The 23304-nt window shown below is 71.4% G+C and carries 22 protein-coding genes; 7 read left to right on the forward strand and 15 right to left on the reverse strand.

Features of this window, described 5'->3' with window-relative positions:
* Positions 1–7: 7 nt before the first annotated feature.
* Positions 8–703 carry a 2-C-methyl-D-erythritol 4-phosphate cytidylyltransferase gene (gene ispD, locus AB0B94_RS24700; protein ID WP_238667190.1) on the reverse strand — a complete coding sequence of 232 codons (696 nt, stop codon included), beginning with the start codon at positions 701–703 and terminating at the stop codon, positions 8–10.
* A 56-nt stretch (positions 704–759) separates the two neighbouring features.
* The gene (locus AB0B94_RS24705) at positions 760–1245 is read right to left on the reverse strand and encodes a CarD family transcriptional regulator (RefSeq protein WP_007073334.1); all 486 of its coding nucleotides are present in this window, start codon (positions 1243–1245) and stop codon (positions 760–762) included.
* 328 nt (positions 1246–1573) lie between these two features.
* Between AB0B94_RS24705 and AB0B94_RS24710 the strand changes: the two genes are divergently transcribed.
* A complete protein-coding gene (locus tag AB0B94_RS24710; RefSeq protein WP_357284800.1) occupies positions 1574–2266 on the forward strand; it encodes a hypothetical protein in 693 nt (230 codons plus the stop codon).
* Between the two features lie 10 nt (positions 2267–2276).
* Here AB0B94_RS24710 and AB0B94_RS24715 read toward each other — a convergent pair whose 3' ends face one another.
* The 4 genes from AB0B94_RS24715 to AB0B94_RS24730 form a co-directional block, all read right to left on the reverse strand.
* On the reverse strand, positions 2277–2924 hold the full coding sequence (locus AB0B94_RS24715) for a hypothetical protein (RefSeq protein WP_357284806.1): 648 nt from the start codon (positions 2922–2924) through the stop codon (positions 2277–2279).
* 31 nt (positions 2925–2955) lie between these two features.
* Positions 2956–4005 (reverse strand): 3-oxoacyl-[acyl-carrier-protein] synthase III C-terminal domain-containing protein, encoded by a 1050-nt coding sequence (locus tag AB0B94_RS24720; RefSeq protein ID WP_357284809.1) that lies wholly within the window; start codon positions 4003–4005, stop codon positions 2956–2958.
* Positions 4006–4099: 94 nt separating this feature from the next.
* Complete coding sequence (locus AB0B94_RS24725; RefSeq protein ID WP_357284812.1) at positions 4100–5266, reverse strand: acyl-CoA dehydrogenase family protein; 1167 nt, start codon at positions 5264–5266, stop codon at positions 4100–4102.
* 40 nt (positions 5267–5306) lie between these two features.
* Positions 5307–6080, reverse strand: a complete 774-nt coding sequence (locus AB0B94_RS24730) for a methyltransferase domain-containing protein (protein ID WP_357284815.1) — start codon at positions 6078–6080, stop codon at positions 5307–5309.
* Here AB0B94_RS24730 and AB0B94_RS24735 point away from each other — a divergent pair.
* The 4 genes from AB0B94_RS24735 to disA all read left to right on the forward strand — a co-directional run bounded on the left by AB0B94_RS24735 (position 6079) and on the right by disA (position 10745).
* Positions 6079–6966, forward strand: coding sequence for a UbiA family prenyltransferase (locus AB0B94_RS24735; protein WP_357284820.1), 888 nt, complete (start codon positions 6079–6081; stop codon positions 6964–6966). The two genes, AB0B94_RS24730 and AB0B94_RS24735, sit on opposite strands and share 2 nt — an antisense overlap.
* Before the next feature lie 140 nt (positions 6967–7106).
* Positions 7107–7886, forward strand: a complete 780-nt coding sequence (locus tag AB0B94_RS24740; protein ID WP_357284823.1) for a hypothetical protein — start codon at positions 7107–7109, stop codon at positions 7884–7886.
* 85 nt (positions 7887–7971) lie between these two features.
* Positions 7972–9429 (forward strand): DNA repair protein RadA, encoded by a 1458-nt coding sequence (gene radA / locus AB0B94_RS24745; protein WP_357284826.1) that lies wholly within the window; start codon positions 7972–7974, stop codon positions 9427–9429.
* Between the two features lie 131 nt (positions 9430–9560).
* A complete protein-coding gene (disA, locus tag AB0B94_RS24750) occupies positions 9561–10745 on the forward strand; it encodes a DNA integrity scanning diadenylate cyclase DisA (protein ID WP_030327921.1) in 1185 nt (394 codons plus the stop codon).
* 6 nt (positions 10746–10751) lie between these two features.
* Here the strand turns inward: disA and AB0B94_RS24755 are convergent, their stop codons facing one another.
* From AB0B94_RS24755 to AB0B94_RS24765, 3 genes are all read right to left on the reverse strand, one after another.
* The gene (locus AB0B94_RS24755) at positions 10752–11468 is read right to left on the reverse strand and encodes a hypothetical protein (RefSeq protein ID WP_357284832.1); all 717 of its coding nucleotides are present in this window, start codon (positions 11466–11468) and stop codon (positions 10752–10754) included.
* A 106-nt stretch (positions 11469–11574) separates the two neighbouring features.
* The gene (locus AB0B94_RS24760; RefSeq protein WP_357284835.1) at positions 11575–12147 is read right to left on the reverse strand and encodes a peptide deformylase; all 573 of its coding nucleotides are present in this window, start codon (positions 12145–12147) and stop codon (positions 11575–11577) included.
* Positions 12144–12656, reverse strand: a complete 513-nt coding sequence (locus AB0B94_RS24765; RefSeq protein WP_238687013.1) for an ACT domain-containing protein — start codon at positions 12654–12656, stop codon at positions 12144–12146. The genes AB0B94_RS24760 and AB0B94_RS24765 overlap by 4 nt, the downstream gene beginning before the upstream one ends.
* 96 nt (positions 12657–12752) lie before the next feature.
* Between AB0B94_RS24765 and AB0B94_RS24770 the strand changes: the two genes are divergently transcribed.
* Positions 12753–13664 carry an A/G-specific adenine glycosylase gene (locus AB0B94_RS24770; protein WP_357284839.1) on the forward strand — a complete coding sequence of 304 codons (912 nt, stop codon included), beginning with the start codon at positions 12753–12755 and terminating at the stop codon, positions 13662–13664.
* Between the two features lie 361 nt (positions 13665–14025).
* Here AB0B94_RS24770 and AB0B94_RS24775 read toward each other — a convergent pair whose 3' ends face one another.
* The 3 genes from AB0B94_RS24775 to lysS form a co-directional block, all read right to left on the reverse strand.
* A complete protein-coding gene (locus AB0B94_RS24775; protein WP_030327930.1) occupies positions 14026–16569 on the reverse strand; it encodes an ATP-dependent Clp protease ATP-binding subunit in 2544 nt (847 codons plus the stop codon).
* Positions 16570–17083: 514 nt separating this feature from the next.
* Complete coding sequence (locus AB0B94_RS24780; RefSeq protein ID WP_036392792.1) at positions 17084–17428, reverse strand: Lsr2 family protein; 345 nt, start codon at positions 17426–17428, stop codon at positions 17084–17086.
* A gap of 111 nt (positions 17429–17539) precedes the next feature.
* Complete coding sequence (lysS, locus tag AB0B94_RS24785; protein WP_357284842.1) at positions 17540–19048, reverse strand: lysine--tRNA ligase; 1509 nt, start codon at positions 19046–19048, stop codon at positions 17540–17542.
* Positions 19049–19135: 87 nt separating this feature from the next.
* Between lysS and AB0B94_RS24790 the strand changes: the two genes are divergently transcribed.
* The gene (locus AB0B94_RS24790; protein WP_357284846.1) at positions 19136–19876 is read left to right on the forward strand and encodes a class I SAM-dependent methyltransferase; all 741 of its coding nucleotides are present in this window, start codon (positions 19136–19138) and stop codon (positions 19874–19876) included.
* Positions 19877–19912: 36 nt separating this feature from the next.
* Here the strand turns inward: AB0B94_RS24790 and AB0B94_RS24795 are convergent, their stop codons facing one another.
* The 3 genes from AB0B94_RS24795 to AB0B94_RS24805 are packed head-to-tail and all read right to left on the reverse strand — an operon-like array spanning position 19913 to position 23276.
* On the reverse strand, positions 19913–20671 hold the full coding sequence (locus AB0B94_RS24795) for a type III pantothenate kinase (protein ID WP_091403191.1): 759 nt from the start codon (positions 20669–20671) through the stop codon (positions 19913–19915).
* A gap of 17 nt (positions 20672–20688) precedes the next feature.
* Entirely contained in the window at positions 20689–21585 is an 897-nt protein-coding gene (nadC, locus tag AB0B94_RS24800; RefSeq protein WP_357284850.1) for a carboxylating nicotinate-nucleotide diphosphorylase, read from the reverse strand.
* The gene (locus AB0B94_RS24805; protein WP_357284854.1) at positions 21582–23276 is read right to left on the reverse strand and encodes an L-aspartate oxidase; all 1695 of its coding nucleotides are present in this window, start codon (positions 23274–23276) and stop codon (positions 21582–21584) included. Before AB0B94_RS24805 ends, nadC begins: the two co-directional genes overlap by 4 nt.
* Positions 23277–23304: the final 28 nt, after the last annotated feature.

The raw sequence follows: 23304 nt of genomic DNA on the forward strand, positions 1-23304 counted from the left end.
GTACGCGTCAATCGGCTGCGGCAAGCAGATGCTCGGCCAGAGCGAGGTCGAACGGTCGAGTGATTTTCAGTGCGTACTCCGAGCCGGGCACGCAACTCACCGCGACGCCCTGCTTCTCGACCAGCCCGGCGTCGTCGGTGAGGGAGTCACCGGCGGCGGCGTGGGCGGCGCTGAGCACCGCCCGACGGAAACCCTGCGGGGTCTGCACAGCGCGCAGGGCGGAACGGTCGACGGTGCCGAGCACCACCTCGTCGGCACCGACTTCCTTGATCGTGTCGACGACCGGCAGGACCGGGATCACCGCATCACGCCCGCCACGCACCGCCGCCGCGACGGATTCGACCAGCTCAGGTGGGGTGAGCGCCCGGGCGGCATCGTGCACCAGGACGATCGTCGGGCCGGCAGGCACCGCAGCCAGCGCCGCGGCCACCGACGCCTGCCGTTCGGCACCACCAGGCACCACGATCACCGGGGCCACCGGTGCCAACAGCTCGCGGACGGCCTGCACCTCGGCGGCCGGCGCGGCCACCACGATGGTGTGCACCGACGGCGCGGCGGCCAGTCGACGCACGGCGTGCACCAACAGCGGTTCACCGGCGAGCAGGCGCAGCGCCTTGGGTCGGCCGGGGCCGAGCCGTACGCCGGCACCCGCCGCAGGCACGAGGACCGCGACGTCACCGCGCGGATTGAGCTGCGCGGTCACGTCGCGGTCCTCGGTGGTTTCTTCACTACGAAGTGGGTACGACGATGCTGTGCGGACTAGGCCTCGGTGAGGACCTTGTCGAGCAGCGTCTCCGCCTCATCCTTGGTGCTCTTCTCGGCCAGCGCGACCTCGCCGACGAGAATGTCGCGGGCCTTGGCGAGCATCCGCTTCTCGCCCGCAGAGAGGCCCCGCTCCCGCTCCCGGCGCCACAGGTCACGCACGACCTCGGCGACCTTCAGCGGGTTGCCGGAAGCCAGCTTTTCCAGATTGGCCTTGTAACGCCGTGACCAGTTGGTCGGCTCCTCGGTGTGCGGAGCCCGCAGAACGTCGAAGACCTTACCGAGGCCCTCTTCGCCGACCACCTCGCGGACGCCCACGATCTCGGCGTTCTCGGCCGGCACCCGGACCGTCAGGTCACCCTGCGCGACCCTCAGGACGAGGTATTGCTTAGGCTCGCCCTTGATGACCCGAGTCTCGATTGCCTCGATGAGTGCGGCCCCGTGGTGGGGGTAAACAACGGTCTCGCCGACACTGAAAACCATAGGTTCGAAACCCCTTTCGCTGTGTCTAGGGTAACACGCTCAGGCACCGATGTCTCACCGATGTCCTGACCGTTGGCGCAGCTCAGGGGCCCTGTGAGAGGTCTTGCTTCAGCTTGACAGGCGGTCAAACCGATGGTTCGAACACGCTCCGTAACGCGGAAATGACTGCCCGGTACGGGTGAACAGAACGTCGAGATCAAGGGCTATGCGCTCCTCCCATGGTAGCCCGGCCAGCAGGACCTCGCCCAGATGTAGCGGGAGGAGCCCCTGGTGCGCGACCCTGGAGACCGAGCCGCACTCAGCTCTCGAGACGCTTCCAGGAGGTCCGATGGGCAAGCCGGACGCAGAGGGGCACGGGCCAGCCGACGGCCTGCCCGGCCTCCCGCCCGAATGGGGCCGCGTGGTGGTTCCCGACGACGCCTCCGCGCTGGCCGCCGAGGCCACTCAGATCCGCCGTGAGCTGCGCCGGGCCGGCAGCCTCCCGGGCGGTCACCCGGCCCTGGGACTGCCGCTGGTGGTCCTGCTGGTGGCGGTCCTCACCACGCTGGCCGGCCTGCTGGCGGTCACCTGGCCCCGCGCCAACCGCGGTGCCGACCGGCCGACCCCGGCCCCCTGGTCGCCACCCGCGACCCTCGTCGGTCGGGCGCTGCCCGCACTGGACCTGGTCGACGCGGATGACGCACCCGTGCCACTGCGCGGCCTGCTACCCGCCATGATCATTCTGTTGGACGGCTGCCCCTGCCCGGACCGGGTCGGCGACGCCCTGGCAGCCGCGCCCGGCGGCGTCTCCGTGGTCACCGTCACCGGAGGGCGGACGCCGCCGGCGACGCCCACCGTCGACAGGCAGGCTCGCGCCCTGGCCGACCCCGCCGGAGGCCTGCGCTCGTTCCTCGGCCAGCCGGCCCGCCCCGGCGCCGCGACCGCCCTCCTCGTCGACCGGGCCGGCCTCGTCACGCGGGTGCTGCCCGAGCTGGGCACCAGCGACACCTACCGGAACGATCTGAGCGTCCTGGCCGGCTGACCCACCGCGCCTAGAGCGGCAGCGCGACGAGCTGCGCCTGAATGTCGATGGGCCGGTCGACGGCCGAGAACGACACCCGGAACGGCCCGCTGCCGGGCAGCACCTCGGCATTGGCGATCGTGCCGTCACAGTCGATGCGCGACTGACCGACGATCTCGGCCCCGGTGCTGGTAACCGCCATCGCGCCCGGGCGGGTGCACCGGTACTGGAGCAGGTAACGCCCACCGTCGTTGCCGGCCTGCCGGGTCAGTGCCTGGCCGGGAGCGAGGTCCCGCTGCTCTCGCCAGATCGTCTCGCGGAACGGCGGCAGGTCACCCGCGGGGAACAGCACCTCGGGATCACCCTCGATGTCGCTGATCGAGCCCGTCGCCGGGTCGATCACCGCCCGCGAACCGCTCTCCACCCTGACGACCTCGCCGGTGCTCGGGTTCATCCGTAGCGTCACCCGCTCGTCAGGCTCCGCAGCCGCGAGGAGACGTTCCACCGGGGTGCTGACGCTCGGCCCGACCGATGGCACCGCCACCGCCGAAGGGACAGCCGTCCCCGTCGTCGACGCTGGCGCGGCGGCACGCCACCACCAGCCGCCGACGACCAGAACGGCCGCCGCAGCACCAAACAGCACCGCCGAGCGCAGCCGGCCGTCCGCTGTCGCATCCACCCCCTGAGCGTACCGGCCGGGCCGGCGAGGTTCAGTCCTGTCGATCGAGCAGGGCGGCGTACAGGGTGAGGCCGGGGCCGAAGGCCAGCATGACGATGCGCCGCGCCGCCGGTGTCGCCCGACCCAACCGGTCCAGGATCAGCAGGACTGTCGGCGACGAGCAGTTGCCGTGCTCGTCCAGCGTCGCCCGGGACGCCGCCAGCCCCAGCGGGGGCAGCGCCAACTCCCGCTCGACCACATTGAGGATCCGCGGCCCGCCCGGGTGCACCGCCCAACCGTCCACCTCGGAGCTGGTGACGCCGTGCCGGGTCAACAGATCGTCGACCAGCCCCCGGACGTGCCTCGACAGCACCTGCGGGACCTTCGGCGACAAGCCCATCCGGAACCCGGCGTCGGTGACGTCCCAGGTCATGTGGTCGGCGGTCGAGGTGTCGGTGACGGCGGTGACCTCGCGCACCGCGTACCCCGAGCCACCCGGCACGACCACCGCGGCGACCGCGGCGTCCGAGAAGAGCGCGTGGGAGACGATCTGCTGGGTGTCCACCCGGGCGCTGGACGGTTGAATGTGCAGGCTGGTCAGCTCCGCGCAGAGTAGCAGCGCCGGTCGCCCCCGGGCGGTGACGAAGTCACTCGCCGCGCCGAGCCCCGGCAACGCCGCGTAACAACCCATGTGACCGACGAACATCCGCTGGGTGTCAGCGGCCATGCCCAGGTCCCGGGCGAGCAGGATGTCCAGCCCCGGGGTGGCGTACCCGGTGCAGGAGCAGACGATGAACAGCCCGACGTCGCCGGCGCTCAGCCCGGCCGCCGTCAACGCCCGACCCACCGCCTCCTTGCCCAGCGGCAGCGCCTCCACCTGGTAGCGACGCATCCGGCGCTCGGTCGGCCAGTCCGAGACGTCCTCCAGCAGCGGATTGACAGCGGCCTGCCGCCGGGTCACCCCCGAGTTGGCGAAGATCCGCTGGGCCAACGACCGGGTGGTGCCGGAGAAGTGCCGGGAGAAGAAGCCCTCCCACAACTCGTCCTGCGAAGCGGACGGCGGCTGCGCTGTCCCGAGCCCCGCGATCACTGGTACGAACACGATCCCCACCTCTCGTCAGATGCTGTCCTCCCCCTGGCCGTCCCACCAGCCACCTCGGCTGGTCGTTCCTCCGTGCGAGCCCGGTGCGGCGGGCTCACCAACGCGGTGCCGATCCGTCACGATCCGGGTCGCCGCCGAGCGCGGCGATGCCGAGCCAGTCGGCGCAGACGTCCGACGTGGCCGGGTGCAGCGAGCCGCAGCGGGCGTCGCGGTAGAGCCGCTCCAGCGGATGTCCACGGCGGGTCGCCGAGGTGCCGGCCGCCTCCAGGACCGACGCCGCCACCTCGGCGGCAGTGGTGCCGGCGAGCAGCTTCGCCCGCCACACCCAACGGTTGGTCTCCTCGTCACCGGGCGCCTCGTCCACCCGGCGGGCCGCCTCGGCCACCACCAGCTGAGCGGCGGCCGTCGCCGCGTCCGCCCGACCCAGCCGGGCCCGCACCGCCGGCAGACCGGCCAGGTTGCGGGCGTTGAGGTGCTCGGCCGCCGCGTCGATCGCCGCACGGGCGACCCCCACGTAGACGGCCGCGTAGCTGGCCACCAGCCAGTGCGGCATCAGCTGGGCGACCACCAGCGCAAGCCCCTCCACCCCACCGAGCAGCCGGTCGGCGGGCACTGTGACGTCCAGGTGCAGGTCGTGGGAGGAGGTGGCGCGCATGCCGAGTGAGTCCCAGGTCCGCTCCACGGTCAGCCCGTCGCCGGCCGGCACCAGGAACTGTGAGACCACCGACTGGTCGGCCGTGCTGCGTGCCGCCACCAGGTAGCCGTCCGCGTGCCCGGCGCCGGAGCAGAAGGTCTTGCTGCCCTTGAGATGCCAGCCCCCGTCGATCGGCTCGTACGCGGTGGTCAGCTGGGACAGCCGCGCGCCAGCGCCCCGCTCGCTCATCGCCACCGCGTACCAGGAGCCCTGCGCCGCCGCGCTGAGCAGCCGGTCGCGGGCGACCAGCGCCTCGTCGGGCACGCCCAGCGCCTCGGCCAGCTCCTCGGTGACCGCGCCCAACGCGCCGGTGACCGAGGCGTGCATGTTGAACACCAGGGCGGTCGCACCGTTGCCCCGGGCAAGCTCAGTGGCCACCGCGGCGTACTCGGCGAAGGTGGCGCCCAGACCGCCGAGCGCCCGGGGCACCATCAGCCCGAACAGGCCGGCCTCGCGCAGGTCGGTGAAGTCGTCCAATGGGAAGGAACCGTCCCGGTCGTGCTCGGCCGCCCGCGCGGCGAACCGCGGCGCCAACCGGCGTGCTGCCTCGAGCGCGTGCACCGTCATCTCGTTCCTCCTCGGCGTTCCATACCCCGCCACGGCCGGACTATCCTTTGCGGACCCCCCGGCCCTGGTAGAGCACGGCGGTGGAGCGGGTCGGCACGATGCGCGGCGCGCGGCCGGCGGGCACCGCTGCGGCCGTTCGGCTCGCGCGAGCGCGGCGCAACAGCCAGGCGAGCATGCCGCCGACCTGCGGACGGATGCCCCGCAGACTCAGGTCGACACCGTGTCGCGCGCACTCGGCCACCAGCGCCCGATCGTCCACGAAGAGCAGTGGGTCGTGGATGCCGCGGGGCACCGTCGGCAGCCGCTCGGCGATCCGGACCGCGACGAGCCGGGCCAGCGCCGTGTCGTTGAGGGTGTCCAGCACCAGCACGCCACCGGGGCGCAGCAGCCGACAGGCTTCGGCCACCGCGCGCGGCCAGGCCGGCACGTGCTCCAGCAACTCACCCGCCGACACCACGTCGGCGCAGCCGTCAGGCAGCGGGACCGCTGTGGCATCGCCCTGAACCACCCGCACCCCGTGCTCGGCCGCCTGGACGAGCGCCGAGCGGGTCAGATCCACCCCGACGTGGCGGTAACCCTTGCCGGCCAGGTGTGGCGCGAGCAGGCCGGCGCCGCAACCCAGATCGACAAGCAACGCGTCCGGACGGGTGGCCGGCGGGACCAGCGCGGCACGGGCCTCAGCCAGCCAGTGCAGCATCGCGAACGCGCCATCCGGCCGCCACCACTCACCGGCCAGATCGTCGTACTGACGCGGATCGTTTCGCGGCAGCACCCTCGGACCGGTGGACGCCCCGGCCGCAGCCACGTCTCGCATGGAACCGAGCGTGGCACGACTGCTCGGTAACGACCAGACTTCCCTTATGTCGTCGAGGGTGTTAGGGCTGGTCAGAGCGAGCCATCCGGAACCGGCCGCGGCGGTGACCACGGTGGCCGGTCTGCTGGCCTGGGGAGTGGGCCACCGGCCGGCCGGAATCGTCTCGGTGGTGCTCGCCGTGCTGGCCAGCCAGCTCGCCGTCGGCTGGACCAACGACGCGCTGGACGCCGAACGGGACGCCACTGTGGGGCGTACCGACAAGCCGGTCGCCAGTGGCGCGGTCGGTCGACGCGTCACCGCCTGGGCCGCCGCGGCGGCCGCGGTGGCCTGCCCGCTGCTGGCGCTGACCACCAACCCGGTGGCGGCGTTCTGGCTGACGCTCGCCCTGGTCTCCGCCCTGCTCTACGACTGGCCGCTCAAGGCCACCGCGTTCTCGGTGCTGCCCTACGCCGTGTCGTTCGGCGCGCTGCCCGCCTTCGTGGTGCTGGCGCTGCCCGGTCAGCCGGCCCCGCCGGCCTGGCTGGTGACGGCGGCAGCCTGCCTGGGCGCCGGGGCGCACTTCGCCAACGTGCTGCCCGACCTGGCCGACGACGCCCGCACCGGCGTGCGCGGCCTGCCCCACCGGCTGGGCGCCGCCGGCAGCCGGGTGGCCGCTGCGGGTCTCCTCCTCGCGGCGACCGCGACCCTGGTCCTCGGACCACCCGGGCCGCCGTCGGCGATCGGCTGGGCGGCGGTCGGCACTGCCGCCGTGGTGCCGCCGCTGAGCTGGTACGCCGGGCGTTCGGCGACCCGGGCCGGCCGGCGGCCGGTGGCGGCCTTCCGGGCCGTGATGCTGGTGGCCCTCATCGACGTGGTTCTGCTGGTGGCGAGCGGTCGGGTGGTGTGAACGCCACCCGGGCAGGTGGCATTGCCGGGTCCGCGTGCGGGCCTCGATCAGTCCCAACTACCCTGGAGCGCGGTCTGCGCGGGTATGGCCACCGTGCCCGGCGTACGGCCCGGGTGGGGATTGTGACGAGGAGGACCGACGTGACGCGCTCGATCAGGGGATCCCGGCGGGCGGCCCTGTTGCTGTCCGGGATTGCGGCAGCCGGTCTGCTGGCTTCCGGATGCGGCACCGGTCAGATCGCCGAGACCGCGTTGAAGGAGCCGTCGGTCCAGGGCGTCAACCTCACCACCAGCAACGGTTCGTTCTCGGTGCGGGGCCTGCTCGTGGACTACCCGGGCGCCGAGGGCTACAAGGCCGGGCAGGACGCTGGGCTCGGCGCCGTGATCTACAACGACTCCAAGGAGACGGTCACTGTCACCGTCACCACGGAGAGCGCCCGCGACCTGGTGATCAGCGGCGGCTCGGCGAGCCCGTCGCCGTCCGCCTCGGAGTCCGCCTCCATGAGCCCGTCGCCGTCCGGTTCGGCCAGCCCGTCGAACTCGACGTCCGGATCGCCGAGCCCGTCGGTGACACCGTCCGAGACCGGATCGTCCTCGGCCACCCCGTCCGCCCCGGAGTCGGCGCGGGCGTCCGGTTCGGCCAGCCCCTCCGCCCCGGGCCAGCCGGCCCGGATCGAGCTGGCACCGCTGAGCTACGTGCAGTTCAACTCCGAGTCCACCACCCAGCTCCGGCTGATCGGCCTGACCGAGGCGCTGCGCTCCGGGCAGAACGTCGTCGTGACCTTCGACTTCGGCAACGGCAACACGGTCACCGGGCAGGCGCCGGTCGCGGTGCCGCTCACCCCGGCGGCCCCTCCGTCGCCGATCATCGAGCGCGAGGGCGGCTACGAGGGCAACGAGGGCGGCACGACCCACGAGTGACCCGGCCCGCACATCGACAGACGCCCCGGCGTGGTGACCACCACGCCGGGGTGTTTTCGTCGTACGCGAGGGCTAGCGTCCTGATGTGACCACCTCCCGATCGACCCCGCCGCGGGGCGGCGCTGCCGGTGCCGCCCGTGGTCGGTCCGCCGCCCGTGACCCGCGTCCGGCCTACCAGTGCGACGCCTGCGGGCACCAGCCGCCCAAGTGGGTGGGGCGTTGCCCGGAGTGCGGCGAGTGGGGGGCGGTCGTCGAGAACACAGTGACCGGCCCGACCGTCTCCGGTCGGGTGGTCAGCTCGCGGATGCCGTCGGAGCCGGCCCGACCGATCGCCACCATCAGCGCCGCTCCGGCCCGCGCGCGTCCCACCGGGGTGAGCGAGCTCGACCGGGTGCTCGGCGGCGGCCTGGTCCCCGGTGCCGTGGTGTTGCTGGCCGGCGAGCCCGGCGTGGGCAAGTCGACCCTCCTGCTCGATGTGGCGCAGCAGTGGGCGGTCGGGGCCGGTAGCCCCTCGCTGGTGGTCAGCGGCGAAGAGTCGGTCAGTCAGGTGCGCCTGCGCGCCGAGCGGATGGGCACCCTGCACGAGCAGCTCTATCTCGCAGCAGAGAGTGACCTCGCCTCGGTGCTCGGTCACCTCGACGCGGTCAAGCCGGGCCTGCTGGTGCTCGACTCGGTGCAGACCATCTCGACCACCGGCACCGAGGGGGTGCCCGGTGGGGTGACCCAGGTCCGCGCGGTCACCGCCGCGTTGGTATCGGTCGCCAAGGAGCGGGGCATCGCCACGGTGCTGGTCGGGCACGTCACCAAGGACGGCCAGGTGGCCGGGCCTCGGGTGCTGGAGCACCTGGTCGATGTGGTGCTGCACTTCGAGGGCGACAAGCACTCGTCGCTGCGCCTGGTGCGCGGCGTGAAGAACAGGTTCGGCGCGGCCGACGAGGTCGGCTGCTTCGAGATGCACGAGGGCGGCATCAGCAGCCTCGCTGACCCGTCCGGGCTGTTCCTGACCCGCTACGCGGAACCGGTCCCGGGCACCTGCGTGACGGTGGCCATGGAGGGGCGTCGTGCCCTGGTCACCGAGGTGCAGGCGCTGATCGGCGCGACAGTGGCGGGTTCTCCCCGACGCACCGTCTCCGGCCTCGACTCGGCGCGGCTGGCGATGGTGCTCGCGGTGCTGCAACGGCGCACCGAGCGGCTGACCCTGCACGACCGGGAGGTCTTCGCCGCCACAGTGGGCGGGATCCGGGTGGTGGAGCCGGCCGCCGACCTGGCGGTCGCTCTGGCGGTCGCCTCCGGAGGGCTCAACCTGGCGATCGCGCCGCACCTGGTGGCGATCGGTGAGGTGGGGCTGACCGGCGAGGTGCGCCGGGTCGGGGCGGTGCCCCGCCGGCTGGCCGAGGCCGCCCGGTTGGGGTTCAAGGTGGCCCTGGTGCCGCCCGGCTGCGGCCCGGCCAGCACCGGCGCGGGCCCCGAGCAGATGCGCGTGACCGAGGTCACCGACGTCCGTTCGGCGCTGCACCATGCGGCCCGCGCGTCCGCCGAGTGACCCACCGTGCCGACGAGAGCGGCGAAACCGGACAGCACGTCGCAAGCGGGAAACGCTGGAAAGAGCGGCATCGTGACACATCACAGTAACCACGACAGCACCCACCGCACGGCAGTCCGTAGACTGTGCCCGTGCCGATCGACCGCGATACCACCAAGCCAGCCGGCGCGCCGCCCCAGGCCCGCACCGGCGCCGTGGGCTCGCCCGCCCGCCCGATCAGCGTGAGCGTGACTGCGGGGGCCGCCGGGAGCGCCGGAGATCCGCTACGGGCCAATCTGGCCCTGATGGCCCCGGGCACCGCCCTGCGCGACGGCCTGGAGCGCATCCTGCGGGGTCGCACCGGTGCGCTCATCGTGCTCGGCTACGACAAGGTGGTCGAGGGCCTCTGCACCGGCGGCTTCCCACTGGACGTGGAGTTCTCCGCCACCCGCGTGCGCGAGCTGTGCAAGATGGACGGCGCTGTGGTGCTCTCCAGCGACGGCACCAGGATCGTCCGGGCGGCAGTGCACCTGATGCCCGACCCGTCCATCCCCACCGAAGAGTCCGGCACCCGGCACCGCACCGCCGAGCGGGTGGCCCGCCAGACCGGCTATCCGGTCATCTCGGTCAGCCAGTCCATGCGGATCATCAGCCTCTACGTCAACGGCCAACGGCATGTGCTCGACGACTCGGCTGCCATCCTCTCTCGCGCCAACCAGGCGCTCGCCACCCTGGAGCGCTACAAGCTCCGGCTGGACGAGGTCTCCGGCACGCTCTCCGCCCTGGAGATCGAGGATCTGGTCACCGTGCGGGACGCGGTGGCAGTGGTGCAGCGGCTGGAGATGGTTCGCCGGATCGCCGACGAGATCGCCGGTTACGTGGTGGAGCTGGGCACCGACGGCCGTCTGCTCGCCCTGCAACTCGACGAGCTGATGGCCGGCGTGGACGCCGACCGGACTCTGGTCATCCGGGACTACCTCCCCGTCGGCCGCAAGTCGCGCACGCTGGACGAGGCACTCGTCGAGCTGGACCTGCTCGGCGCCACCGAGCTGATCGACCTGGTGTCGGTGGCCAAGGCGATCGGCTACCCGGCCGCCTCCGACGCGCTCGACGCCGCGGTCAGCCCGCGCGGCTTCCGACTGCTGGCCAAGGTGCCCCGGTTGCCGGTGGCCGTGGTGGATCGTCTGGTGCTGCACTTCGGCAGCCTCCAGCGGCTGCTCGGGGCGACAGTGGAAGACCTGCAGGCCGTCGAGGGGGTCGGTGACGCCCGGGCTCGTGGCGTCCGGGAGGGGTTGTCCCGGCTCGCCGAGGCATCCATCCTGGAACGTTACGTCTGATCCCGCTCAGCCGGTGATGGTGAGCTTCACCGGCTCGCTGTACTTCGTGCCGACCCGGGCGAACACCTGGTACGACCCGACCGGCGGGAACGGTCCGCCGGCCAATGCGCCGTCACACCGGCTGGTGTCCCGCCCGTTCCACGGCACCTGGTAGGAGCGCTCGAAGTTCGGCGTGAACGACTGCACTTCCGAGCCCTTGACCTTGCCGCAGGTGTCCGACGACCAGATCTTCTCGGCACCGGACTTGATGAAGATCTCCTGCAGGTCCGCGCCCACGTTGCGGCTGCAGGTCCGGTCCGACGTGTTCTTGATCTTGAGTTGCAGCTCGGCCACCGCCCCCCGCTGCAGTGCGGTCGGGCTCGCCGCCGACACCACGCTGATCTCCTCGTCGGTGCAGGTGTCGTCGTCGTCCTCCGAACCGGCGGCCGCGCCCAGCGGAGGCGTGTTGCTGGTGATCGCCGGGCTCGGACTCGTCGCACCCGAATCAGCGGACGCGGACGACGACGGACCGCCGGTCTGCGGAGTCAGCACCGGCCCAGCGGGACCAGACGTCGCGGCGGACGTCGCCGTCGGTGTCGCACCCGCCTTCGGCTGCCCGCCGGAACGGCCCGAACCGGTGCAGGAGTAGAGCAGGACAATCAGGAAAAGGAGGCCCGCTCCGAATACGACGGCGCGACGCCGCCAGTACACGGCGGGTGGCAGGGGGCCGACCGTCAGACGCATGATGCCCTCCACCGTAGCCGCGCCGTACCCGGCAGTGCGGCGCGACGCGCCGGAGCCACTCCGAGGCGCCCGCACCACTGTCCATTGAGGACAGTCTGGCACCCGATCACAGGTAGACCTTGCGCTGATAGACCGCGTGCGCACCGGCCACCCGGTCCAGGAAGAGTAGCCCCGCACAGTGGTCGATCTCGTGCTGCAACGCCCGAGCCTCGAAGCCGTCGGTCACCAGCCGGACCGGCACGCCGCTGCCCGGCAGGTCACCCTCCACCACCAGCCGGCTGGCCCGCTTCACGTCCCCGGTCAGGTCCGGCACCGACATGCAGCCCTCCCGGCCCGGCTTCCACCGCGTCGCCTCGACCACGCGCGCATTGCACAACACGAAGGTGCCGTGCACCGTCACCGCCTTCGGGTGCCCGGTCACGTCGACGGCGAAGACCCGAGCGCCCACCCCTACCTGCGGCGCGGCCAGCCCGACGCAGCCCGGCGAAACCCTCATCGTGGCTATCAGATCGGCCGCGAGTTGGACCGTCTCCTCCGCCGTTGGGTCGACCTCGTCCGCGGCCCGGCTCAGCACCGGATGCGGGGCGGACACCACCGCCCGCACCTCCCCCGGCACGTCCAGCGACTCCGGCGTCCAGTCCCCCAGGCCGACGTCCGGCCCGCGCTCCTCGCCGGTCACAACAGATCCGGATCCGCCGGCCGGAGGGTGACCTCAACGCCCAGCTCGGCTGCCGTCCGGTGCAGGCGATCGAGCACGGTGTCCGCCACACCGGCCGGCAACTCGACCTCCGCCAGGACCACGTAGAGCGCACCGGTCAACCGGGTACTCAGGTCGGTGACATTCCCCCCGGCATCCACCAGCACCCGCGTCATCGCCGCGACGATCCCCATCCGGTCCGAACCGTGCACAGCCATCACGTACGGCTCACCCACCGGCGGAACATCGCCGTCCGGGGTGACCGCGCGTACCGTTGCCAGCAGCTGCCCCTCGGCGGCCAGCGACGCCAGTGCGGCCTCGACCTCGGCGGCGGCCGGACCGGTGCAGATGAGGGTCATCGCGAAATGCCCCCGCAGCCGCGTCATCGTGCTGTCGGTGAGGTTCGCGCCCAGTCGGGCCAGCACCTCCGCGACGTCGGCCACGATGCCCGGCCGGTCCCGACCGATGACGGTGATCGCGAGCTCGTTCATCCGCGCATTCTCCCCCGTCCGCCGAACGAGGACGCGGCACCCCGCCCGAGCCGCCCACCCAACGGGAACACCGGGCGTGACATCATCGACGACGCCATGACTCAACCCGACTTCGCCTCCCTGGTCAGCCGGTGGTTCCAGCAGCACGCCCGTGACCTGCCGTGGCGCGAGCCCGATGTCACCCCGTGGGCCATCCTGGTCAGCGAGGTCATGCTCCAGCAGACACCAGTGGTCCGGGTGGTGCCGGCCTGGCAGGCGTGGCTGGCCCGCTGGCCTGAGCCGGCCGCGTTGGCGGCGGACACACCAGCCGAGGCGATCCGGATGTGGGGACGCCTCGGCTACCCCCGTCGGGCGGTCCGGCTGCGCGAATGCGCGGTAGCGATCGTCGACCGGCATGGCGGCCAGGTGCCGGACCGGCTGGAGCAACTGCTCGCCCTGCCCGGCGTCGGCACGTACACGGCGCGGGCGGTGGCCGCCTTCGCGTACGGGCAGCGGCACCCGGTCGTCGACACCAACGTACGCAGGGTCGTGTGCCGGGCGGTGGCCGGCGAACCGGACGCCGGGCCCGTCACCCGACCAGCGGACCTGGTGGCCACCGAAGAGCTGCTCCCGGTGGAACCGGCCGCGGCGGCACTGGCCAGCGCCGCGTTCATGGAACTGGGCGCGGTGATCTGCACGGCCCGGTCACCGCGCTGCACCGCCTGCCCCGTCGAGTCGGTCTGCGCCTGGCGGGCGTCCGGCCAGGAGGCGCCGGCCGGGCCGACCCGCCGACCCCAGCGGTACGCGGGCACCGACCGACAGGTCCGTGGTCTGTTGCTCGGGGTGCTCCGGGACAGCAGCGGCCCGGTCCCACGCCAGCGGTTGGACCAGGTCTGGACCGACGACGTGCAACGCGCCCGCGCCCTCGCCGGGCTGGTGCGGGACGGGCTTGTCGAACCCGCCGGCACTGAATCCTTCCGCCTGGTCGGTGACGGCCCGTCCCGGCCAACCGCGGACCTCACCACCTGACCCGCCCCACCCCGGGCATCCTGCCCAGCGACCCGCTGGCCGCCCACCCGCGCGCTCCAACCCGCCCGCAGCTCTGAGCCGCCGGCCACCGCGCGCTCTGAGCCGCCGCGCACCGCGCGCTCTGAGCCGCCGGCCATCGCAGGCCCGCGGGTCGCACGTCGCGCGGCGGTGGCGCGGGCTCGGCGCGGCTCACCCCAAGATCGTGCTCGATCCCGGATGTAGTGGTGTCAGGCGCTGCGGATGCCACTACATCCTGGATGTAGTGCGATCTTGCGGGCGCGGCGGAGGCCTGTGCGGATGGCGCACAAAGGCGGGGCCCCGGTGGCTTGCGCCACCGGGGCCCCGCCCCTTGCTGGTTGTGTTACTCGTCCACGCCCGCGGCGGCGGTGCCAGCGGCAGTGCCACCGAGATCGGCCGGGACGGCGTCCGGAACTTCGACCGGCTTGTCCGAGCCCCGGAACACGAGCTTGGACTTGTCGATGTCGTCCGGGTCGCCCTCGCAGTCCACCACGACGATCTGACCCGGGGTCAGCTCGTTGAACAGGATCCGCTCGGAGAGGTTGTCCTCGATGTCGCGCTGGATCGTGCGACGAAGCGGACGGGCACCGAGCACCGGGTCGAAGCCCTTCGCGGCCAGGTACTTCTTGGCGTTGTCGGTCAGCTCCAGACCCATGTCCTTGTTCCGCAGCTGGCCCTCGATCCGCTGGATCATGATGTCCACGATCGAGAGGATCTCGGTCTGGCGCAGCTGGTGGAAGACGATGGTGTCGTCGATCCGGTTGAGGAACTCAGGCCGGAAGTGCTGCTTGAGCTCGTCGTTGACCTTCTGCTTCATCCGGTCGTAGTTGGACTCGGAGTCCTCCGACTGCTGGAAGCCCAGCGACACCGCCTTGGCGACGTCACGGGTGCCCAGGTTGGTGGTCAGGATGATGACCGTGTTCTTGAAGTCCACGATCCGACCCTGACCGTCGGTGAGCCGACCGTCTTCGAGGATCTGCAGGAGCGTGTTGAACACGTCCGGGTGGGCCTTCTCGATCTCGTCGAAGAGGACCACCGAGAACGGCCGACGCCGCACCTTCTCGGTCAGCTGCCCGCCCTCGTCGTAGCCGACGTAGCCGGGAGGAGCACCAACGAGCCGGGAGACCGTGTAACGGTCGTGGAACTCGGACATGTCCAGCTGGATGAGGGCATCCTCGCTGCCGAAGAGGAACTCGGCGAGCGCCTTGGACAGCTCGGTCTTACCGACACCGGACGGGCCGGCGAAGATGAACGAGCCCGACGGGCGCTTCGGGTCCTTCAGGCCGGCCCGGGTACGCCGGATCGCCTTCGAGACCGCCTTGACCGCGTCCTCCTGGCCGATGACGCGCTTGTGCAGCTCGTCCTCCATGCGCAGCAGGCGCGAGGTCTCCTCCTCGGTCAGCTTGTAGACCGGGATGCCGGTCCAGTTGCCGAGCACCTCGGCGATCTGCTCGTCGTCAACCTCGCTGACGACGTCCAGGTCACCGGCCTTCCACTCCTTCTCCCGCTGAGCCTTCTGGCCGAGGAGCTGCTTCTCCTTGTCGCGCAGCTGGGCGGCGCGCTCGAAGTCCTGCGCGTCGATCGCGGACTCCTTGTCGCGACGCACCTGGGCGATGCGCTCGTCGAAGTCACGCAGGTCTGGCGGCGCGGTCATCCGACGGATCCGCATCCGGGCCCCGGCCTCGTCGATCAGGTCGATCGCCTTGTCCGGGAGGAAGCGGTCGGAGATGTACCGGTCGGCCAGGGTCGCGGCGGCCACGAGAGCGGCATCCGTGATCGAGACGCGGTGGTGAGCCTCGTAGCGGTCCCGCAGGCCCTTGAGGATCTCGATGGTGTGGGCCAGCGACGGCTCACCCACCTGAATCGGCTGGAAGCGGCGCTCGAGAGCGGCGTCCTTCTCCAGGTGCTTGCGGTACTCGTCGAGTGTGGTGGCACCGATGGTCTGCAGCTCACCACGGGCCAGCATCGGCTTGAGGATGCTCGCGGCGTCGATCGCGCCCTCGGCGGCACCCGCACCCACCAGGGTGTGGATCTCGTCGATGAACAGGATGATGTCGCCGCGGGTGCGGATCTCCTTGAGCACCTTCTTGAGGCGCTCCTCGAAGTCACCGCGGTAGCGGGAACCGGCGACGAGCGCGCCCAGGTCGAGCGTGTAGAGCTGCTTGTCCTTGAGGGTCTCGGGCACCTCGCCCTTGATGATCTTCTGGGACAGGCCCTCCACCACGGCGGTCTTGCCGACGCCGGGCTCACCGATCAGGACCGGGTTGTTCTTGGTACGGCGGGAGAGCACCTGCATGACCCGCTCGATTTCCTTCTCGCGCCCGATGACCGGGTCGAGCTTGCCCTCGCGGGCGGCCTGAGTCAGGTTGCGGCCGAACTGGTCCAGCACCAGGCTGGTCGACGGCGCGGCCTCACCCGGCGCGGCGCCCGCCGCGGCAGGCTCCTTGCCCTGGTAGCCGGAGAGCAGCTGGATCACCTGCTGGCGGACCCGGTTGAGGTCGGCGCCGAGCTTCACCAGCACCTGGGCGGCGACGCCCTCGCCCTCACGGATCAGCCCGAGCAGGATGTGCTCAGTGCCGATGTAGTTGTGGCCGAGCTGCAGCGCCTCGCGCAGTGACAGCTCCAGCACCTTCTTGGCCCGCGGCGTGAACGGGATGTGCCCGCTCGGCGCCTGCTGGCCCTGGCCGATGATCTCCTCGACCTGCTGGCGGACGCCCTCCAGGGAGATGCCGAGGCTCTCCAGGGCCTTTGCCGCGACGCCTTCACCTTCGTGGATCAGGCCCAGCAGGATGTGTTCCGTACCGATGTAGTTGTGGTTGAGCATCCGGGCCTCTTCTTGGGCCAGGACGACAACCCGTCGCGCTCGGTCGGTGAACCGCTCGAACATGCCCTCGTGCTCCTCACGTGCCGTGCGCCTTGATGGTCAAGATCTTGGCGGGGCCGGTGCACGAACGTCCAGGACGGGCGTCCGTGCCTCCTTACTCTATCGTCGCTGACCGACTCCGCTGAGGTCGTGTGTCTCTGCTCTGGGTCGGTTCCACGTCGTTTTGAACAACCGTCCGCGCTCAGGAGGTGTTCCGGTAGCCCTGTCGCTACGCGCAGAGCGAAATCCGACTGGCTCGACGGAAGCCCGATCCGGGGTCCGGAAGGGCTCCGGAAGGCCCCGGAGGGCGGACCGCCGGTCGCGACGAGCGCCGGGCCGAGCGCCTGGGGAAGGTTGTCCACAGGCTGTGGATAGCTGTTCCACTGGTTGTGGACAACGTAGGTGGGTCCGGAATGCTTCCCGGCCCCGGACGGGCGCGACGACGCCGTCCGGATACGGCGACGCCGGCCCGGAGAACTCCTCCGGCCCGGCGTCGGTGTCGCCTGCGGTGGCGGCTGGCCACCGAACTGCTGACGGATCAGCGCTTCGCGTGGAACTCGTCCACGATCTCCTGCGGGATACGACCCCGGTCCGAGATGTCCTTGCCGGCCTTCTTGGCCCACTCCCGGATCGCCTTGTTCTGTTCCCGATCGGCTGTCGCGCCACCCCGACCGCGGGCAGCCCGCCCACCGATCACGACACCACCCCGACCGACCTTGGTGCCGGCGCCCACGTACGACGCAAATGCATCGCGCAATTTCGCAGCGTTGGCGCTCGACAGGTCGATCTCGTACTGAACGCCGTCGAGGGCGAACTTGACGGTCTCGTCCGCGTCCCCGCCGTCCAGGTCATCGACCAGCTTGTGAATGATCTGCTTGGCCACGTCCCACATTCCTTTCGAGCAGGGTGCTCCTGCTAACGAGAGCACAATAACCCGCGCGCCACTCGTCGCGTCAATAGGACCCGGTTACGGCTCGGCGCAGACTCGGACGGACTACTCCTGGCGGACCAACGGGAAGAGGATCGTTTCCCGAATTCCGAGGCCGGTCAGGGCCATCAAGAGCCGGTCGATTCCCATTCCCATACCGCCGGCCGGCGGCATTCCATACTCCATCGCCCGAAGAAAGTCCTCGTCGAGACGCATCGCCTCGTCGTCACCCCGGGCCGCCAGGCGCGCCTGGGCCACCAGCCGCTCCCGCTGCACGATCGGGTCGACCAGCTCGGAGTACCCGGTGCCCAGCTCGAAGCCGAGCACGTAGAGGTCCCACTTCTCGGCCAGCCCCGGCTCGCTGCGGTGGCCCCGGGTGAGCGGGCTCGTCTCCTCCGGGTAGTCCCGTACGAAGGTGGGTGCCTCCAGGCCGGGAACGACCAGTTCCTCGAACAACTCCTCGGCCAGCTTGCCCGGGCCCCACTTCGGGTCCACCGCCAATCCGACCTTGTCCGCGTACTCCACCAGGCGGGAGCGTTCGGTGCGGACGGTGACCTCCTCGCCCAGCGCTTCGGAAAGCACACCGAACAACGTCACGGACCGCCACTCGCCGCCGAGGTCGAACTCGCGCCCGTCGGCGTGGGTCACCACCGTCGAGCCGCTCACCGCGATCGCCGCCTGTTGCACGAGATTGCGGGTCAACTCGCCGATCGTGCCGTAGTCGCCGTACGCCTGGTACGTCTCCAGCATCGCGAACTCCGGCGAGTGCGAAGAGTCGACACCCTCATTACGGAAGTTGCGGTTGATCTCGAAGACGCGGTCGACGCCGCCTACCACAGCGCGCTTGAGAAACAGTTCGGGAGCGATTCGCAGATACAGATCGGTGTTCAACGCATTGCTGTGGGTCACGAACGGTCGGGCCGTCGCGCCGCCATGAAGCAGTTGCAACATCGGCGTTTCCACCTCGATGAAGCCCTGCCCGTGCAGTGAATCGCGCAGACTGCGTACCGCGGCGGCCCGGGTGCGCACCATCTCCCGTGCCTGTGGCCGGACAATCAGGTCGACGTAACGCTGCCGGACGCGGGCCTCCTCGGAGAGGGGCTTGTGGGCAACCGGCAACGGTCGCAGCGCCTTGGCGGTCATTTCCCATTGCTGGGCCAACACCGACAGCTCACCCCGACGGCTGGTGATCACCTCGCCGGTCACCCCGACGTGGTCGCCGAGGTCGACGAGGCGCTTCCACGCCTCCAGCCGCTCCGGCCCGACCCGGTCCAGGGAGAGCATCGCCTGCAACTCGGTGCCGTCGCCGTCCCGGAGGGTGGCGAAGCAGAGCTTGCCCGTGTTGCGTATGAAGATCACCCGACCGGTGACAGCTACCTGGTCGCCGGTCGCGGTGTCGGTGGGAAGGTCGGCGTAGCGCGCCCGGACCTGCGCGAGGGTGGTGGTGCGGGGAAAGCCGACCGGGTAGGGCTCGACGCCCTCGGCGAGCATCCGGTCCCGCTTCTCCCGGCGGACCTTCATCTGCTCGGGAAGGTCATCGGCGGGGTCCACTGGCACGGGGTTCTGCTCGGTCACGGCACGCTTCCTCGTCACGGAGATACAGGGGTCAGGCCCGAGCGTACTCAAGCGCTCCGGAGGCCGTTACGGGATAACCTGCCCGTCATGGTCGATCACACTCACGCCCTGTCGTTCGGTGTCGCCGCGAGTGATTACGACCGGTTTCGGCCACGCTATCCCAAGGCTGCGGTCCGTTGGGCACTCGACGGGCTGAGCGAAGCCCGGGTGGTCGACCTCGCCGCGGGCACCGGCATCCTGACCCGCGCTGTGCTGGCACTGGGTCACGAGGTCGTACCGGTCGAGCCCGATCCGGGGATGCGGGCGCAGCTCGCCGCCAGCACCCCGGGCACGGCGGCGCTGGCGGGCAGCGCCGAGGCCATGCCGCTGCCCGACTCGACGGTGGACGCGGTGCTGGTCGGGACGGCGTACCACTGGTTCGACAGGGAGCGCGCGCACCCCGAGATCGTCCGGGTGCTCCGCCCCGGCGGGATCTTCGCCCCCATCTGGAACATCCGGGACGCCAGCGTCGACTGGGTGGCCGAAGTGGGTCGCATCGCCCACTTCGGGGACAAGTCGACAAGCCAGGTCTTCGGCGAGCGCCCCGACTTCGGCCCCGCGTTCGACGCCGTCGAGAAGCGCGAGTTCACGCACCGCACCACGCTCACGCCGGACGAGCTGCTCGGCATGGTCCGCACCCGCTCGTACTGGCTCACCGCCTCCACCGACGATCAGCGACGAGTCGAGCGGGAACTGACCGAACTCCTGAACACCCACCCTGCCCTGGTTGGCCGGGACACCATCGAACTGCCGTACCGGACGCTGGTGCTGCGCACGCGGCGGCGCTGACGCCCACACGGAGGCCGGCCCCGACGGCGGCCGGGCTCACAGGTTGCGGTCGTAGACCATCCGCAGACCGATCAGGGTGATCATCGGCTCGTGGTGGGTGATGCTGCGACACTCGTTGATCACCAGAGAGGCGAGGCCGCCGGTGGCGATCACCGCCCGCACCTCGCCCAACTCCTCGGTCATCCGCTCGACGATCCGGTCCACCTGCCCGGCGAAGCCGAAGTACAGGCCGGCCTGGAGGCACTCCACGGTGTTCTTGCCGATCACCGAGCGGGGCTTGGTGGCCTCGACCTTGCGCAGCTGCGCGGCCCGGGCCGCCAGCGCGTCGAAGGAGATCTCGATGCCCGGGGCGAACGCGCCGCCGAGGAACTCACCGCGCTCGCTGATCACGTCGAAGTTGGTGGTGGTGCCGAAGTCCACAACGATCGACGGGCCGCCGTAGAGGGTGTACGCGGCCAGGGTGTTCACCACCCGGTCGGCACCGACCTCCTTCGGGTTGTCGATCGCCAACTGCACCCCGGTCCGCACGCCCGGCTCGACCACCACGCTCGGCAGGTCGGCGTAGTAACGACTGAGCATGGTGCGCAGCGACCGCAGCGCGGCCGGCACCGTGGAGCAGGCGGCCACACCGGTGATCTCGACGTTGTCCCCGGCGAGCAGACCCCGGAACATCAGGCCCAGCTCGTCCGCCGTCGAACGGGCATCGGTCTTGATCCGCCAGGAGTGCACCAGCTTGTCGCCGTCGAAGGTCGCCAGCACGGTGTTGGTGTTTCCGATGTCGATGCAGAGCAGCACGCACGCAGCCTAGACAACTAGTCGACGCGCAGGTCCAGCGCGATGTCCAGGATCGGCGACGAGTGCGTCAGCGCGCCCACCGAGAGGAAGTCCACGCCGGTGGCCGCGTACCGGCCGGCCACCTCCAGGGTCAGCCCGCCGGTCGCCTCCAACTCCGCCCGGTCACCCACCGCGGCCACCGCCTCGGCAAGCACCTCCGGCGTCATGTTGTCGCAGAGCAGGAAGTCCGCACCGGCCTCCACCGCCTCCACCGCCTCGTCGACTCCGGTCACCTCGACCTGCACCGGCACCTCCGGGAACGCCTCCCGGACCCGCCGGTAGGCCGCAGTGATGCTGCCGGCCGCCAGCTTGTGGTTGTCCTTGATCATGGCCACGTCGTAGAGGCCCATCCGCTTGTTGGTGCCGCCGCCGGCCCGCACCGCGTACTTCTCCAGCGCCCGCAGGCCCGGCGTCGTCTTGCGGGTGTCCAACACCATCGCCTTCGAGCCGGCCAGCGCGTCCGCCCAGGCCCGGGTGTGGGTGGCCACCCCGGACATCCGGCAGAGCAGGTTGAGCGCCGTCCGCTCGGCAGTCAGCAGCAGCCGGGTCGGGCCGGTCACCGTCGCCAACACGTCGCCGCGGGCCACCCGCTCGCCGTCGCGGGCCAGCACCGACACCTCGACGGTACGACCGAAGCCAGTCACCTCGCCCACCAGCTCGAACACGGCGGCGGCCACCGCCATCCCGGCCAACACCCCGTCCGCGCGGGCCACCAGGTCGGCGGTGTCGGTCTGTTCCGCCGGAATGGTGGCCACGCTTGTGACGTCAAGGAAATCCGGGCCCAGATCCTCGACCAGCGCACCCTCGATCACCTGTCGTACGTGCGCCGGATCCAACCCGGCCGCCCGCAACGCCGTCTCCGTCGACTCGATCACGAGTTCCCCTCCCACTGTTGCGTCACCCGGCCCTGCGCCCCGACCGCCCCCACCAGATGGCCCAGCCACCGTTCGTCGGCCGTCGGGAAGTCCTCCCGCCAGTGGCAGCCCCGGGTCTCACCACGGGCGTACGCGGCGGCAACCAGCGTCGACGCCACGGTGAGCAGGTTGGTCGCCTCCCAGTCGGCGGTCCGCGGCCGGCCCCGGGCAACGCCCAGGTCGGTCAACGTACCGGCCGTCCCGGCCAGCGTCGCCGCGGATCGGAGCACCCCGGCCCCCCGCGTCATCGCCCGTTGCAGGGTCGGCGTCACCTCCGCGGGCAGCACCCAGCCCGCACCACCGCGCCAGGCACCGGTGTCCGCTGGCTGAGCCTGCTCGGGCAGGCCGGCCGCGATGTCCTCGGCGATCCGCCGGGAGAAGACCAGACCCTCCAGCAGCGAGTTGCTGGCCAGCCGGTTCGCGCCGTGCACACCCGTGCAGGCGACCTCGCCGCAGGCGTACAGACCGGGGATGGAGGTGCGGCCGCGCAGATCGGTCCGCACCCCGCCGGAGGCGTAGTGGGCGGCCGGCGCCACCGGGATCAGATCGGTCGCCGGGTCCACGCCGATCGCCAGACAGGACGCCACGATCGTGGGGAACCGACCGGCCAGGAAATCGCCGCCCAGGTGCCGTGCGTCGAGGAAGACGTGGTCCGCGCCGGTGGCCAGCAGCACCCGGTGGATGCCCTTGGCCACCACGTCCCGGGGTGCCAGCTCAGCCAACTCGTGCTGGCCCACCATGAACCTCTTGCCGTCCGCGTCCACCAGGTACGCGCCCTCGCCGCGCAACGCCTCCGAGACCAGCGGCTGCTGCGCGTGCCCCGCCCCGGGCACCCCCGCGCCGGACGGCGTGATCAGGGCGGTCGGGTGGAACTGGACGAACTCCACATCGGTCACCGCCGCGCCGGCCCGCAGCGCCAGCGCCACCCCGTCCCCGGTGGAGACCGCCGGGTTGGTGGTGGCCGAGAAGATCTGCCCCATCCCGCCGGTGGCGAGCACCACGGCACGGGCGAGCAGCGCGCCGACGCCGTCCTCGCTGCCCTCACCCAACACGTGCAGGGTGATCCCGCAGGCCGGGCCGAGCCCGTCCGGGCCGTCGCCGGGCGCGCGCAGCAGATCCAGCACGAGGGCGTGCTCGACCAGCCGGATCCACGGGTCGCGCTGCACCGCGGCGTGCAGGGCCCGCTGCACCTCCGCGCCGGTGGCGTCGCCGCCAGCGTGCACGATCCGGTCCGCCCGGTGCCCGCCCTCGCGGGTCAGCATCAACGAGCCGTCCGGGTGCCTATCGAACTCGGCGCCGATCCGGATCAGCTCACGCAGCCGGGTCGGGCCCTCCTCGACCAGCACCCGGACCGCCGCCGGGTCGCACAGCCCGACCCCGGCGACCTCGGTGTCCCGGGCATGCGCCGCCGGGGTGTCGGCCGGGTCGAGCACCGCGGCGATGCCGCCCTGCGCCCACCGGGTCGAGCCGTCGTCAATGTTGACCTTGGTGACCACCGTGACGTGCAGGCCGGCCTCACGCAGGTGCAGCGCCGCGGTCAACCCGGCCACGCCGGAGCCCACCACGATCACGTCGGTGGTCTCCACCCAGCCGGGCGCGGGCGCGGCCAGCAGCGCGGGCAGGGCAGGCAGGTCGACGGTCGGGAGGTCCATCCCCCCAGTCAACCCGAACCATCCTCGC

The sequence above is a fragment of the Micromonospora sp. NPDC048986 genome (assembly GCF_040649335.1).
Lineage (GTDB): Bacteria > Actinomycetota > Actinomycetes > Mycobacteriales > Micromonosporaceae > Micromonospora > Micromonospora alfalfae.

Excerpts from the sequence above, each read along its gene's own strand:
- AB0B94_RS24705 (WP_007073334.1), bottom strand. The coding sequence starts at position 1,245 with ATGGTTTTCAGTGTCGGCGAGACCGTTGTTTACCCCCACCACGGGGCC.
- AB0B94_RS24710 (WP_357284800.1), top strand. The coding sequence starts at position 1,574 with ATGGGCAAGCCGGACGCAGAGGGGCACGGGCCAGCCGACGGCCTGCCC.
- AB0B94_RS24725 (WP_357284812.1), bottom strand. The coding sequence starts at position 5,266 with ATGACGGTGCACGCGCTCGAGGCAGCACGCCGGTTGGCGCCGCGGTTC.
- AB0B94_RS24735 (WP_357284820.1), top strand. The coding sequence starts at position 6,079 with ATGGAACCGAGCGTGGCACGACTGCTCGGTAACGACCAGACTTCCCTT.
- AB0B94_RS24730 (WP_357284815.1), bottom strand. The coding sequence starts at position 6,080 with ATGCGAGACGTGGCTGCGGCCGGGGCGTCCACCGGTCCGAGGGTGCTG.
- AB0B94_RS24755 (WP_357284832.1), bottom strand. The coding sequence starts at position 11,468 with ATGCGTCTGACGGTCGGCCCCCTGCCACCCGCCGTGTACTGGCGGCGT.
- AB0B94_RS24765 (WP_238687013.1), bottom strand. The coding sequence starts at position 12,656 with ATGAACGAGCTCGCGATCACCGTCATCGGTCGGGACCGGCCGGGCATC.
- AB0B94_RS24770 (WP_357284839.1), top strand. The coding sequence starts at position 12,753 with ATGACTCAACCCGACTTCGCCTCCCTGGTCAGCCGGTGGTTCCAGCAG.
- AB0B94_RS24775 (WP_030327930.1), bottom strand. The coding sequence starts at position 16,569 with ATGTTCGAGCGGTTCACCGACCGAGCGCGACGGGTTGTCGTCCTGGCC.
- AB0B94_RS24790 (WP_357284846.1), top strand. The coding sequence starts at position 19,136 with ATGGTCGATCACACTCACGCCCTGTCGTTCGGTGTCGCCGCGAGTGAT.
- AB0B94_RS24805 (WP_357284854.1), bottom strand. The coding sequence starts at position 23,276 with ATGGACCTCCCGACCGTCGACCTGCCTGCCCTGCCCGCGCTGCTGGCC.